The organism is Rhizobium laguerreae, assembly GCF_002008165.1.
Classification (GTDB): domain Bacteria; phylum Pseudomonadota; class Alphaproteobacteria; order Rhizobiales; family Rhizobiaceae; genus Rhizobium; species Rhizobium laguerreae.
In genome coordinates this window covers 1,025,955-1,037,920 of the sequence record NZ_MRDM01000014.1, presented here as the reverse complement: position 1 = coordinate 1,037,920, position 11,966 = coordinate 1,025,955, and the positions used below count along the sequence as shown (strand labels likewise).

Genomic DNA, 11,966 nt, shown 5'->3' with positions numbered 1-11,966 from the left:
GCGATCCCGGACGGTCAAGTCCATTGTTCGTGATGGCCCGTTCCCGGCCGGTTCCGGCAAGCTTATCCCGTGTAAAACGCTTGCATCGTCGATGGCGAAGCCCTACCTCAATCCTCGAGGCCCTGAAGGGCTGAATTCACCTCATGCGAAGGGAGAAAAACGCCATGACGACCGGAACGAACCGCATCATGGACGAATTCGCCAAGCTGATGACCGATGCGGCCGGTGCCGCCCAAGGCGTCCGCAAGGAGATCGAAACCGCCTTCAACGCCCAAGCCGAGCGTTGGCTGAACAGCATGGACATCGTCAAGCGCGAGGAGTTCGAGGCCGTGCGCGAGATGGCGATCAAGGCACGCGACGAGAACGAGGCGCTTGCCGCCCGCATCGCAGCACTCGAGGCGAAGCTTGCCGGCGAGGGCGCTTAAGTCCCGATACGACACAGATGCGGCGTTGCCTTCATGCCACACGCCGCATCTTCCTTAAAAAAACCAGGTGAGTTTTCCACCTGTGGACACTGCCAAAAAAGCCAATTCGCAGAGTCGCTTATTCTCCCTTCTGAATTGAATTTCGAAGAGCCTTTCCACAGTGGTCGGTCCTATTTTCGGTTCGGGGGGCTGGCAGGGGACCAGGGGCGCTATACACTGATTTTAAATGATGATTCGAAGCGACGTGGTAAGCTCCGGGCAGGTTATCTGCGTTAAGTCTGGCAGCGGTTCAACGATCATCCGAGTGGTGGTTCCGGTATTTTGCGTGTGTCTTTCTTGTGTTCGTACACCAAGTTAGGTCGCATTCGTTCCGGTCAAGAAGGTGCTGCATGAACCTGATGGAATTGGAAGTCGAGCGTCAGTCGAACCCGGTCGATATGATCGAGTACGTTGCCTCCAACAACGACTGGTCGTTCGAACGGTCCGGCGAGGACGAGATCGCGATGACGGTCGAGGGCCGCTGGACGGACTACCACGTCTCCTTCTCCTGGATGGAGGAATTCGAGGCGCTGCACCTTGGCTGCGCCTTCGATATCAAAGTTCCCGACATCAGGGTCAACGAGGTGGTCAAGCTGCTCTCGGCGATCAACGGGCAGGTGCTGATGGGTCATTTCGACCTCTGGCGCCAGGAAGATGTCGTCATTTTCCGCCAATCGCTGCTGCTTGCCGGCGGTGCGGAGCCTACCAATCGCCAGGTGGAGGTGCTGCTTTCCAGCGCGCTTGACACCTGCGAGGCCTATTTCCAGGCATTCCAGTTCGTCGTCTGGTCCGGCATGGAAGCGACGAAGGCGATGGAAGCCGTGCTGTTTGAAACGGTCGGCGAGGCATAAGATGCCGACGAAGGCTTTCTCCTCGACACATCCCGTCGTTCTGATCGGTGCCGGAAACATGGGCGGGGCGATGCTCTCCGGCTGGCTGAAAAGCGGCGTTCCGGGCTCGGCCGTCATCGTTGTCGATCCGGGCCCGTCGCCGGCGATGCTTTCGACGATCAGCGAGGCTGGCGCGACCCATCTGACTGCGCTTCCTACGGATTTGAAGGCAAGCGTGCTGTTTCTGGCAGTCAAGCCGCAGGTGATGGAGACGGTGCTGCCGGCGGTGAAGAGTGCCATCGGGCCGGACACGGTCGTCGTCTCGGTCGCGGCCGGCAAGACGCTCGGTTTCCTCGAGAAACATCTCGGCAAGGCCGCCATGGTGCGGGCCATGCCGAACACGCCAGCCATGGTCGGGCGCGGCGTCACCGGTGCTTTTGCGAATTCAGGGGTCAGCGATCCGCAGCGCGAACGCGTCCATGCCCTTCTGCACGTCTCGGGGCCGGTCGAATGGGTGCCGGCGGAAGCCGATATCGATGCCGTGACGGCGCTTTCGGGCAGCGGTCCGGCTTATGTATTCTATCTCGTCGAATGTATGGCGGAGGCAGGCCGTAAACTCGGCCTGCAGGCGGACCTCGCCATGCGTCTTGCGCGGGAAACAGTCGCGGGGGCTGGTGAACTCATGCACCAGTCCCCCGACGACGCTTCGCGGCTGCGGGAAAATGTGACCTCTCCCGGCGGCACGACGGCGGCGGCGCTCGCCGTGCTGATGGCCGAAGACGGCATGCAGCCCTTGTTCGACGCAGCCCTTGCGGCGGCGCGCAAGCGAGCCGAGGAACTGGCTGGCTGACGGAGACCATATGGCAGAAGAGATCACCTACGCCGATTTCGAGCGTGTCGATATCCGCGTCGGCACGATCATCGAAGCCGGCCCCTTTCCGGAGGCGCGCAAGCCGGCGTTCAAACTCCTGATCGATTTTGGTCCTGACATCGGCATCAAAAAGTCCTCAGCGCAGATCACCGTGCATTATACGACGGAAAGCCTGATCGGCCGGCAGGTGCTCGGCGTCGTCAACTTCCCGCCGCGCCAGATCGGGCCGTTCCGCTCGGAAGTGCTGACGCTGGGATTCGAGGATGAGAACGGCGCGATCGTGCTTGCTGCGGTCGAACAGCCGGTGCCGAACGGCAGAAGAATGATGTGAGCGCGAGCTTACAGCTATTTGTTCCGGGCTTCACGTGGCAGGATCGGATCCTCCACGAGGTTTGATCTCCTGCAGGAATGGATTGCTTCGCCGCTCGTCGCCGATGCGGCTGCCGGGGCCGTGGCCGCAGATGAAGCCGACGTCGTCGCCGAGCGGCAATACCTTGTCGCGGATCGAATCGAGAAGCTGCTGATGATTGCCGCCCGGCAGGTCGGTGCGGCCGATCGAGCCGTTGAAAAGCACGTCGCCGAGATGGGCGAAATTCTGCGCACGGTTGAAATAGATGACGTGGCCGGGGGCATGGCCGGGCGTGTGATAGACTTCGAATTCATGGGCGCCGAAAGAGATCTTGTCGCCGTCCTTCAGCCAGCGGTCGGGCACGACGTCGCGCAATCCTGATATGCCGTATTTTTCAGCCTGGGTTTCGATCCGTTGCAGCAGCGGCAGATCGTCCTGCTGCGGGCCGACCACGTCGACGCCGAGGGCCTCCTTCAATTCACTGGCGCCGCCCGCATGGTCGAGATGGCCGTGTGTCAGCCAGATTTCATTGATGGTCAGGCCGTTCTGGGCGATCGCCTGCAGGATGAGCGGCACGTCGCCGCCGGGATCGACGACGACGCCTTCCTTGGTATCGGGATCGAAGAAGATCGTGCAGTTCTGCTGGAAGGGTGTCACCGGAATGATGCCGGCCTGGAGCATGCCCATATGTGCCTCGCTTCGTGTCTCTATTGCTTCGGGTATAGTCCGAAACCACGGCAAGGACAGCCGGAATCTTCCGCCATTGCGGCCTGCCTCACGGCAAAAAGACGGACTGAAACAAGAGTTTATGCCTCTCTTCGCCACTGCCGTAGAGCGGAAAAATCGAATTTTGTTTAATTCTTCAAGGTACTTGGATGAAATCTCCGACAAGCGGCGTTTCGCTGGGCGGAGTGCCGGGGAACATCGGGGAACCCCGCGCGTTGTCAGCGCATCGAAACCAAGGAGACGCTCACATGACGTTGAAGAGAAACATTCTGTTGGCTGGAGCCGCGCTCCTGGCGAGCGGCGGTCTTGCGCAGGCGGAGATGATGGCGACAACGGTCAATGATCTCAACGTTCGCGCCGGCCCGGGCCCGCAATATCCCTCGGTCGGCCTTGCCACCCGCGGCTCGACCGCGGTCCTCGACGGCTGCATCGAAGGCAGCCGCTGGTGCCGCGTCGACGTCAACGGCATGCGCGGCTGGGTCTATGCTGATTATCTGCAGGTCGATCATGGCGGCACGTCTGTTATCGTCGAACAGCACCGCGCCGAGATCGGCGTTCCCAGCGTGACTTACGAGTCGACCGCGAGTGTCGTTCCGGCCGATCCGCAGCCGGCACCGGGCGACGAGTTGCTCGGCCCCGTCGGTGCGGTCGAGACCATCACCCCACCGGAGACAGTCCGCACCTACATTGAGACCAATCCGGGTGAGACGGTGCAGCTCGGCGGTGACGTCGTCGTCGGCGCGGAAGTGCCTGCCGATGTCACCTTCCAGTCGATCCCGGATTACGAGTATCGCTATACCAGGATCAACGACCGGCCGGTGCTGGTCGATCCCGGTACACGCCGGATCGTCTACGTCTATCAGTGACGTGATCGACAGAAACGAAGCGAGGCGGACGTCGGACCGCCTCGTTCCGGGGCGGTTCTCCCTGCCTTAATCCCGCATCGGTTGATTTTTCTTAACGCTTTCCTCCGAAATATGATAATATACTAATATGCCGAAGGTTCGGCATGGATCGGCGGTCGGGGAGATCGCCAGAGGAGGAAATCATGGAAGCGCTACTTCCGCTCATCACCCAGTTGATTGCCGGTGCAATCGGCGGCAACGCCGCGAGCGCCGCTTTGAAGCAGCAGGCGACCAATGTCGTCGCCCGTACGATCGCGGGTGCGATCGGCGGCGTTGCCGGCGGTATGCTGCTCAGCATGGTCGGTGGGGAAGCGGCTATGACCGGCCTGATCGCCGACGGCATCGGCGGCTTGATCGGCGGCGGCATTCTCTCGACGCTCGCCGGACTGGTCATGGCACGGGCGCATAGATAAAAGGCCCGACGGGTCTGTATCTACAGCGCCGCACGTCTTTTCGAGAGCCGCAAAGGACGCCGTAGCTGCATCCTTAAATCGATTCCGATTTAAGGAATTATGCGGTAGCCGGACCGATTGCGTGAGGGGCTTATTCGGCGGCGACCGCCGCCGGATAGACTTCCTTCATGTGGTCGTTCATCCGTGTTTCGAGATCATCGACGGCGTGAAGCGATACGGGCCGATTTCGGAAACCGGGTTGATGACGTCTGGCGGGTGATACCGTTCAGAAAGCAACCCGGGGTCGGCGTGTGAATGACGCCATCCTTGATGAAGAAGATGTTGGCGCCGGTCGCATCAGTGACCTGACCGAGATAATCGAGCATCATCTCCCCAGACTCCTCCGGCGCTTCACGCCCCATGCCTGTTGATTGTTATCCCCATTACGTTTTATCCACAGACGCAAGGGGAAATCGCGTATTGCGTCGGAGTGCCGGACGGGCCTTGTTTTCCGGGGAAATGCCAGGGAAATGAGAGGCCGTGCGGGCTCCCGCAGAGTTCGTGGAAGCTGATAGCGACGCAAATTTATGTCAATAAGGCTGACATATCTTCGCGAAAGCTTCCGGCAGCGCGCGGAAAAGAAAGGAAATGCCGAGTGTCACGACAGACCGGCCCGAAAGCAGGCAAGCCGGAGCCGCTAGCCACGCCGATGGAAGATACTGATATCATCGATTTCGAGATCATCGAGCTGTTCTTCTTCGCCTATCGCGACTTCGTTTCCGATCCTGACGCTATCCTCGAAAAGAGCGGCTTCGGCCGGGCGCATCACCGCGTCGTACATTTCGTCAACCGCAATCCCGGCATGACGGTAGCCGATCTTCTCGAAACGCTGAAGATCACCAAGCAGAGCCTTGCAAGGGTGCTGAAACAGCTGATCGACTCAGGCTATATTCGCCAGGTGGCAGGTCCTGAAGACCGGCGGCAGCGCAAGCTCTATCCGACGAAATCGGGACGAGAGCTGGCGCTTGCCCTTGCCGAGCCGCAATCGCGCCGCATTGAGCGGGCATTCGAAGGGGCTTCTGCGGAGGTGCGGGAGGGCGTAAAAGCTTTCCTCAGCGGCATGCGGGACAGACAGAAGGCGGATTGAATGGCGGTCAAGACAGATATTTCCGATGATGCGGCGCACTTGCTGGTGGTCGATGACGACTCCCGCATCCGTGCGCTGCTCAATCGTTATCTCGCCGAGAACGGCTTCCGCGTCACCGTCGCCGCCGACGGCGCCGAGGCGCAGCGCAAGCTTGCGGGTCTCGACTTCGACCTGATCATCATGGATGTGATGATGCCCGGCGAATCCGGCATCGAGGTTACCCGCGGGCTTCGCGCCATCAAGAACGTCCCGATCATCATGCTGACGGCGCTGGCAGAATCGGGCAACCGCATCGAAGGCCTTGAGGCGGGCGCCGACGACTATCTTTCCAAGCCCTTCGACCCGCGCGAACTGGTGCTGCGCATCAATAATATCCTGCGCCGCAACGCCGGCGGCGAGGGACCGAAGATCGAACAGGTGATGTTCGGCCCCTACACTTTCTCGCTGACCCGCAAAGAGCTGAAGAAAGCCAGCGAGGTGATCCGGCTCACCGACCGCGAGCAGGAGATCATGCTGCTCTTTGCGCGGCGCGCCGGCGACACGATCCCCCGCCATGAGCTGATCGGCAACGATACCGAAGTCGGCGAGCGGACGATCGACGTGCAGATCAACCGGCTGAGGCGTAAGATCGAGGACGATCCCGCCAATCCCGTCTGGCTGCAGACCGTGCGCGGCATCGGATACAGGCTGAGCATCGACTAAACTCAAGGTTCGGGACCGGCGCTGATGGTGACGATCGACAGCTTGCGGCGGGAAGACCGCACTTCTGCGCCGGGCTGGCGCTCGATCGTCCGCTGGCTGCGCCGGCGGCTGCCGACCGGACTTTACGCGCGCTCGCTGCTGATCATCATCATTCCGATGGTACTCCTGCAATCCGTCGTCGCCGCCGTTTTCATGGAGCGCCACTGGCAAATGGTAACGGAGCGGCTGTCGCTTGCGGTTACCCGCGACATCGCCGCGATCATCGAGATCATCGAGACCTATCCGCAAAATTCGGACTATAGCGAAATCATCCGCATCGCCCGCGACCAGCTCAGCCTGCAGATCTCGATCGAGCCGGACGGCGACCTGCCGCCACCGCGCGTCAAGCCGTTCTTCTCGATCCTCGACGGCATCCTCAGCGACGAGATCACCGACGAGATCCATCGGCCTTTCTGGATCGACACGGTCGGCAACTCGAACCTCGTCGAGATCCGCATCAAACTCGACAACAAGATCCTGCGGGTGCTGACCAAGCGCAGCCAGACCTATGCCTCGAACACGCACATCTTCATCGTCTGGATGGTCGGCACCTCGCTGGTGCTGATCGGCATCTCGATCCTCTTCCTGCGCGGCCAGATCCGGCCGATCCTGACCTTGGCGCGCGCGGCCGAAAGCTTCGGCAAGGGGCAGAAGCCCGATAATTTCTATCCGCGGGGCGCCGACGAGGTGAGGCGCGCCGGCCTTGCCTTCATTTTGATGCGCGAACGAATCGAACGGCAGATCGAGCAGCGCACCGCGATGCTCTCCGGCGTCAGCCATGATCTGCGCACCATCCTCACCCGCTTCAAGCTGCAGCTGGCGCTGGCCGGCGACAATCCCGACCTGCATGGCCTCAACGATGACGTCAACGACATGCAGACTATGCTGGAGGCCTATATGGCCTTCGCACGCGGCGAGGTCGAAGAGGATGTCGGCGAGTTGAGACTCAGTGAGATCTTCGCCAAGCTGGAATCCGATTTCGCCCTGCACGGCAAAAAACTCAGCTATTCGATCGAAGGCGATGACGATATCTCCGTCAGGCCGAACGCTTTCATGCGTCTCGTCACCAACCTTGCCTCGAACGCGCGCCGATATGCCGATAGGCTCGACATCGAGGCCAAGCACAATGCCAAATGGCTTACTGTCATCTTCGACGATGACGGGCCTGGCATTCCCGAAAAGAACCGTGAGGACGTGTTCAAGCCGTTCTTCCGGCTGGATACGGCGCGCAACCTCGATGCATCAGGCACCGGCCTCGGCCTGGCGATTGCCCGCGACATCGCCCGCAGCCACGGCGGCAACGTCACGCTCAGTGACAGCCCGCTCGGCGGGCTGAGGGCCACGATCCGCATCCCCGCTTAGGCACGGGCGGCCGTCAGCTTCACGGCTTTGCGTGCATCGAAATCGTCCAGGTGTTCGACGATCCAGCGCCAGAGCGCGGCGACCTGCATGAGGAGGTCGCGTCCGAGCGGCGTCAACTCATATTCGACGCGCGGCGGCACTTCGGGATAGAGTGTGCGGATGACGAGGCCATCTCCTTCGAGGGTGCGTAGCGTCTGCGTCAGCACTTTCTGGCTGATGCCCTCGACCCTCTCCATAAGGCGCGAGAAGCGCAGGGGTGCGCCGGCATCAGAGAGCACATGCAGGATGCGCAGTGGCCATTTCGCTGCCGCCCGCTCGATCAGTTCGCGGGCCCGCGCATCCTGTTCGTCCGTCATGCTGCTGCAGAAATCGAACATGTCGCTGCTCACGTCAGTTACCTCAAGGTGTGTATAGATCGTCTGGGTACCTTCTTTCGATTGGATACAATAGACCATACATGAGCAGGGAACCAAAGAAGGAGGGTTTCCGATGTCCAGGGTCTGGTTGATAACGGGGAGTTCGCGCGGTCTCGGCCGGGCGCTGGCGGAGGCGGTTTTGGCCTCCGGCGACAATCTGGTGGCGACAGCGCGCGATCCCGGCCGGCTTGCCGATCTTTCCGAGCGGTATGGCGATCAGGTGCTGACGCTGGCGCTTGACGTGACCGACGAGGCGGCGGCAGCGGCGGCAGTCGAGGCGGGTGTGAAGCGGTTCGGGCGCATCGACGTGCTTGTTAACAATGCCGGCTACGGCAATGTCGGCTCGATCGAGGATACCAGCCTTGCCGATTTCCGGGCCCAGATCGAGACCAACCTCTTCGGCACGATCATCATGACCAAGGCAGTCATCGCCCTGATGCGCGGGCAGGGAGCGGGGCACATCATCCAGTTCTCATCCGTCGGCGGCCGGATCGGACCTGCCGGGCGCGGCGCCTATTCGGCGGCGAAATTCGGTGTCGAGGGTTTTTCCGAGGTGCTGGCGAAGGAGGTCGCGCCATTCGGGATCAAGGTGACGGTGATCGAGCCCGGCGGCTTCAGGACCGATTTCGCCGGCCTCTCGACGGTTCTTGCCGAAGGGCGGCAGGACTATGCGGAGACGGTCGGCGCCACCGTGCGCTTCCAGCGTGAATACGATGGTCGCCAGCCTGGCGATCCTGCCAAAGCGGCTGCGGTCGTCATCCACATCGCCGGTCTCGAAGAGCCGCCGTTCCGGCTGCTGCTCGGCAGCGATGCGCTACGCAATGTCGAAAAGGCGGATGCGGCGCGTATCGAGGCCGATCGTGAATGGCGCGCCGTCAGCGTCTCGACCGATTTTGAGCCGGATGCCGAGGCAGGACCGATGCCTTGGGAAAAGAAGGCCGGTTGACGAGGCAAAAACAAAAGCGCCGCTGAGAAGCGGCGCTTTGTAGCAGGGATTGTTGTGAAATCAGCCGGCGGTGCAGAAGTGGCTGCGGCCGTCATAGCCGATGTAGGTGCCGCTGCGCGGATCGAAGGAGCGGTAACGGTAGGAGCAGTAGCGCTGCCATTGCGGCGACCAGGGCTCAACCGCCGTGCGAACCGGCGCGTAATATTGCGGCTGGTCGACATAGACGCGGCGGGGCGCGCGATAGACCGGAGCGGGCTCGGAGTAATCCGGCTCGTAGGCCGGGTCGATGTAGCGCCGCTCTTCGTAAACCGGACCGTTATTGGCATTGGCGATGGCAGAGCCGACGATCAAGCCGGTCGCAAGGCCGACGGCGCCGCCGACCCACGCATCGTTGTTGCCGTGATTGCCATGGCGCCAGTGGCGGTCGCGGGCCGACGCTTCACCGATGGCGGAAAGCGTGAGTGCGGCAGCGGTTGCCGTCAGCAAAAGGGTCTTGGCGAGCCTGTTCATAAGCATAATCCTAATCCCGGGAACCGAACGCCGGTCCCTTTCTCGATGGTCACAGTCGTACAGACCTGTAGCTGAACGAAGGCTGAACGACAAAACCCGGCATTGCTGCCGGGCTTCAACTCGAATTCTCCAGCCTTGTTAAGGGTTCAGCCCGCAATCTGCAGATTGACGGCCTTCGGCCCCTTGCCGCGGCGATCCGGCTCCGTGTCGAAGCTTACCTTCTGGTTTTCCGTCAGACCGGCCAGGCCGGAGGCCTGAACGGCAGAAATGTGAACGAAGATATCGGCGCCGCCCCGGTCCGGCTTGATGAAGCCGAAGCCTTTGTCGGTATTGAAGAATTTTACAGTGCCAGTCTCTGCCATGCCTCAGGTCCTTTTCTCTCTGCCCGCCATCCACACGGGCAGCATCATAGCATTGCCTCCTTGCAGGAGGTGTTGGCAGGCAATTCTTGAAATTTGAGAAAAAGGTCCCCTCTACCTCGGCCTGTTCCAGGCAGGACTTTCGCCCGCCATTTTTGGAACCGGCTGACCGGAATATTAGCGTTCCCGGCGCGCAAATACTTAAGGACTTCCCATGCTCGCAAAATGCCCGAACGCGCTGAGAGTGCTGCGATTAAAGGATTTTGGCAAGCAAAAGTTTTCTAACGTGTCGTTCGGGGCACACTCCTCTCGATCTCCAATTTGCGCAAAAACGCAAAATTCCCTTCGCCGATAGGGAATGATTAACGTTTTATATCGTCTGCAATATAAGTTCCGAGCAGATTTTCCCAAAAATGCAACGTGAACGCGTCTCCCGCATCTGATAATTTTTTTTCCGATGGGTGACTCACCCATATTTGGACGCGTGTTCACGTAGCTGGCAGGCGTCGGCGGGTCAATCCCGGCACGAGTTCGACCACAAGCATAGCGATAAACATTAGCGCGCAACCTGCATAACCTGTTACCGGCATCGTTTCGCCGAGCAGCAGGGCTGCAAGCGAGGCGCCGAAGAGCGCTTCGGAAGAAAGAAAGATCGCGGCCTGCGAGGGCGTCGTGTAGCGCTGGCCGATCACCTGCAGCACAAAAGCCACGCCCGAGGAGAAGATGCCGACATAAAGGATCTCCGGCGCCGCGGCCTGTATTGCCGAAAGGCTGACTGGTTCGACGGCTGCGGCAACGGCCAGCGCACAGACTGCGGTGACGGCAAATTGCGTGGCGGAGAGTGCGAGCGGTCTTCCGGTCTCGGAAACGGTCGTGCCGGCAAGGGTGATCTGAATCGCCCAGAAGACGGCACAGACGACGGTCAGCAGATCGCCAGGTGTCAGCGCCGAGAGATGGCCGCCGGAGAGGAGATAGATGCCGGTGACCGCCATCAGCGCGCCCGGCCAGATGATCCAATGCGGGGCACGGCGCAGAAAGAACACGGCGATCAGCGGCACGAAAACAACGTAGAGGCCGGTGATGAAGCTGGAATTCGTCACCGTCGTCGTCTGCAGTCCGACCTGCTGCGTGGCTGCGCCGCCGAAAAGGGCAAGGCCGGTCAGGATGAATAGCTTGGCATGGCGTGCACTGGTCTTCTCCGTTGCCTTGCGCGCTTCAAAAAGGACAAAAGGCAGCACGGCCAGGGTGGCGACGGCAAAACGCAGGCCGATGAACCAGAAGGGGCCGATCGCCTTCATCGCCGTCGACTGTGCGACGAAGCCGCCGCCCCAGATGGCAGCTGCAAGCAATAGGAGGAGGTTCGCCTGAACGCGCGTCATGTCATCCTCGATGGGAAGGAGATGTGCCCGAGCGGTTAGCAGTTGCGTTTGCTTTCGGCAAGGGTGAAGACTTCGTGCCGGTTGACGGAGGTGAAGACATGCGACGCGAGGAACGGAAGCCGGCCGGCGATGCGGCGGTAGCTGGGACAGCAGGCTATTCCGGCACGCCGCTCGTCAGGAAACTCGGCCTCGCACAGGCGCAAGCAGCCGCTCTTCTCGGCATTCCCGAATCGATCGGCGACATCAATGGTTTCGACGGTTTTGCTTAGGTCGTCCACACGCTTCCCGAGACGCCTCAGCGTGCATTCGACTATGTGCATCTGTTTACGACGGAACGTGCGGCGCTGGAGGCCATCGCGCCCGCGCTTTTTTGTGTCCTGAGACCGGACGGTATGGTCTGGATCTGCTGGCCGAAGAAGAGTTCACGGGTTTCGACCGATATCACCGAGGACGTGCTGCGGGATGTCCTGCTCCCAACCGGTCTGGTCGACGTCAAGGTCTGCGCCGTCGGCGAGATCTGGTGCGGGTTGAAATTCGTCATCCGCAAGGAACTGCGCGGCGCGTTGTGA

15 protein-coding genes and 2 pseudogenes are annotated in these 11,966 nt (G+C 60.9%); 11 read left to right on the top strand and 6 right to left on the bottom strand.

The genetic code is table 11. From position 1 onward, the window contains the following. The first annotated feature begins 164 nt into the window (after positions 1–164). The 4 genes from BS630_RS20955 to BS630_RS20940 all read left to right on the top strand — a co-directional run bounded on the left by BS630_RS20955 (position 165) and on the right by BS630_RS20940 (position 2,496). Entirely contained in the window at positions 165–425 is a 261-nt protein-coding gene (locus tag BS630_RS20955) for an accessory factor UbiK family protein (RefSeq protein ID WP_003541711.1), read from the top strand. Between the two features lie 389 nt (positions 426–814). Beyond that, the gene (locus BS630_RS20950; RefSeq protein ID WP_003541709.1) at positions 815–1,315 is read left to right on the top strand and encodes a type III secretion system chaperone family protein; all 501 of its coding nucleotides are present in this window, start codon (positions 815–817) and stop codon (positions 1,313–1,315) included. A gap of 1 nt (position 1,316) precedes the next feature. Further along, positions 1,317–2,144 (top strand): pyrroline-5-carboxylate reductase, encoded by an 828-nt coding sequence (gene proC / locus BS630_RS20945; protein ID WP_077978895.1) that lies wholly within the window; start codon positions 1,317–1,319, stop codon positions 2,142–2,144. A 10-nt stretch (positions 2,145–2,154) separates the two neighbouring features. Further along, entirely contained in the window at positions 2,155–2,496 is a 342-nt protein-coding gene (locus BS630_RS20940) for a tRNA-binding protein (RefSeq protein WP_077978894.1), read from the top strand. A 30-nt stretch (positions 2,497–2,526) separates the two neighbouring features. Here BS630_RS20940 and BS630_RS20935 read toward each other — a convergent pair whose 3' ends face one another. After that, positions 2,527–3,201, bottom strand: a complete 675-nt coding sequence (locus BS630_RS20935) for an MBL fold metallo-hydrolase (RefSeq protein WP_077978893.1) — start codon at positions 3,199–3,201, stop codon at positions 2,527–2,529. A gap of 287 nt (positions 3,202–3,488) precedes the next feature. On the opposite strand from BS630_RS20935, the gene BS630_RS20930 reads away from it, so the two are divergent. Next, positions 3,489–4,106, top strand: a complete 618-nt coding sequence (locus BS630_RS20930; RefSeq protein WP_077978892.1) for a DUF1236 domain-containing protein — start codon at positions 3,489–3,491, stop codon at positions 4,104–4,106. Positions 4,107–4,288: 182 nt separating this feature from the next. Next, on the top strand, positions 4,289–4,558 hold the full coding sequence (locus BS630_RS20925; protein WP_077978891.1) for a hypothetical protein: 270 nt from the start codon (positions 4,289–4,291) through the stop codon (positions 4,556–4,558). Positions 4,559–4,688: 130 nt separating this feature from the next. Here BS630_RS20925 and BS630_RS20920 read toward each other — a convergent pair. Beyond that, a pseudogene (locus BS630_RS20920) lies at positions 4,689–4,972 on the bottom strand (aminotransferase class IV); the annotation flags it as partial. Between the two features lie 220 nt (positions 4,973–5,192). Between BS630_RS20920 and BS630_RS20915 the strand changes: the two are divergent. From BS630_RS20915 to BS630_RS20905, 3 genes are read left to right on the top strand one after another with little or no spacing between them, the layout of a single operon-like run. Continuing rightward, positions 5,193–5,684 (top strand): MarR family winged helix-turn-helix transcriptional regulator, encoded by a 492-nt coding sequence (locus tag BS630_RS20915; RefSeq protein WP_017989072.1) that lies wholly within the window; start codon positions 5,193–5,195, stop codon positions 5,682–5,684. Then, positions 5,685–6,386 carry a response regulator gene (locus BS630_RS20910; protein ID WP_011652933.1) on the top strand — a complete coding sequence of 234 codons (702 nt, stop codon included), beginning with the start codon at positions 5,685–5,687 and terminating at the stop codon, positions 6,384–6,386. Between the two features lie 24 nt (positions 6,387–6,410). Then, positions 6,411–7,787, top strand: a complete 1,377-nt coding sequence (locus tag BS630_RS20905; RefSeq protein WP_077978890.1) for an ATP-binding protein — start codon at positions 6,411–6,413, stop codon at positions 7,785–7,787. On the opposite strand, the gene BS630_RS20900 is transcribed toward BS630_RS20905, so the two are convergent. Further along, positions 7,784–8,242 carry a winged helix-turn-helix transcriptional regulator gene (locus BS630_RS20900; protein ID WP_170268445.1) on the bottom strand — a complete coding sequence of 153 codons (459 nt, stop codon included), beginning with the start codon at positions 8,240–8,242 and terminating at the stop codon, positions 7,784–7,786. The genes BS630_RS20905 and BS630_RS20900 overlap by 4 nt on opposite strands. 34 nt (positions 8,243–8,276) lie before the next feature. On the opposite strand from BS630_RS20900, the gene BS630_RS20895 reads away from it, so the two are divergent. Further along, positions 8,277–9,149: an oxidoreductase gene (locus BS630_RS20895; RefSeq protein WP_077978889.1), complete on the top strand. Its 873-nt coding sequence runs from the start codon at positions 8,277–8,279 to the stop codon at positions 9,147–9,149. A 60-nt stretch (positions 9,150–9,209) separates the two neighbouring features. Here the strand turns inward: BS630_RS20895 and BS630_RS20890 are convergent, their stop codons facing one another. From BS630_RS20890 to BS630_RS20880, 3 genes are all read right to left on the bottom strand, one after another. Next, positions 9,210–9,665, bottom strand: a complete 456-nt coding sequence (locus tag BS630_RS20890) for a BA14K family protein (protein ID WP_170268446.1) — start codon at positions 9,663–9,665, stop codon at positions 9,210–9,212. Positions 9,666–9,805: 140 nt separating this feature from the next. Next, entirely contained in the window at positions 9,806–10,021 is a 216-nt protein-coding gene (locus tag BS630_RS20885) for a cold-shock protein (RefSeq protein ID WP_003561293.1), read from the bottom strand. Positions 10,022–10,506: 485 nt separating this feature from the next. Continuing rightward, positions 10,507–11,397, bottom strand: coding sequence for a DMT family transporter (locus BS630_RS20880; RefSeq protein WP_077978887.1), 891 nt, complete (start codon positions 11,395–11,397; stop codon positions 10,507–10,509). Positions 11,398–11,495: 98 nt separating this feature from the next. Here BS630_RS20880 and BS630_RS20875 point away from each other — a divergent pair. Continuing rightward, positions 11,496–11,966: pseudogene (locus BS630_RS20875) on the top strand (DUF3052 domain-containing protein).

Excerpts from the sequence above, each read along its gene's own strand:
- proC (WP_077978895.1), top strand. The coding sequence starts at position 1,317 with ATGCCGACGAAGGCTTTCTCCTCGACACATCCCGTCGTTCTGATCGGT.
- BS630_RS20930 (WP_077978892.1), top strand. The coding sequence starts at position 3,489 with ATGACGTTGAAGAGAAACATTCTGTTGGCTGGAGCCGCGCTCCTGGCG.
- BS630_RS20910 (WP_011652933.1), top strand. The coding sequence starts at position 5,685 with ATGGCGGTCAAGACAGATATTTCCGATGATGCGGCGCACTTGCTGGTG.
- BS630_RS20905 (WP_077978890.1), top strand. The coding sequence starts at position 6,411 with ATGGTGACGATCGACAGCTTGCGGCGGGAAGACCGCACTTCTGCGCCG.
- BS630_RS20900 (WP_170268445.1), bottom strand. The coding sequence starts at position 8,242 with ATGGTCTATTGTATCCAATCGAAAGAAGGTACCCAGACGATCTATACA.
- BS630_RS20925 (WP_077978891.1), top strand. The coding sequence starts at position 4,289 with ATGGAAGCGCTACTTCCGCTCATCACCCAGTTGATTGCCGGTGCAATC.
- BS630_RS20895 (WP_077978889.1), top strand. The coding sequence starts at position 8,277 with ATGTCCAGGGTCTGGTTGATAACGGGGAGTTCGCGCGGTCTCGGCCGG.
- BS630_RS20950 (WP_003541709.1), top strand. The coding sequence starts at position 815 with ATGAACCTGATGGAATTGGAAGTCGAGCGTCAGTCGAACCCGGTCGAT.
- BS630_RS20880 (WP_077978887.1), bottom strand. The coding sequence starts at position 11,397 with ATGACGCGCGTTCAGGCGAACCTCCTCCTATTGCTTGCAGCTGCCATC.
- BS630_RS20885 (WP_003561293.1), bottom strand. The coding sequence starts at position 10,021 with ATGGCAGAGACTGGCACTGTAAAATTCTTCAATACCGACAAAGGCTTC.
- BS630_RS20940 (WP_077978894.1), top strand. The coding sequence starts at position 2,155 with ATGGCAGAAGAGATCACCTACGCCGATTTCGAGCGTGTCGATATCCGC.
- BS630_RS20890 (WP_170268446.1), bottom strand. The coding sequence starts at position 9,665 with ATGCTTATGAACAGGCTCGCCAAGACCCTTTTGCTGACGGCAACCGCT.
- BS630_RS20955 (WP_003541711.1), top strand. The coding sequence starts at position 165 with ATGACGACCGGAACGAACCGCATCATGGACGAATTCGCCAAGCTGATG.
- BS630_RS20935 (WP_077978893.1), bottom strand. The coding sequence starts at position 3,201 with ATGGGCATGCTCCAGGCCGGCATCATTCCGGTGACACCCTTCCAGCAG.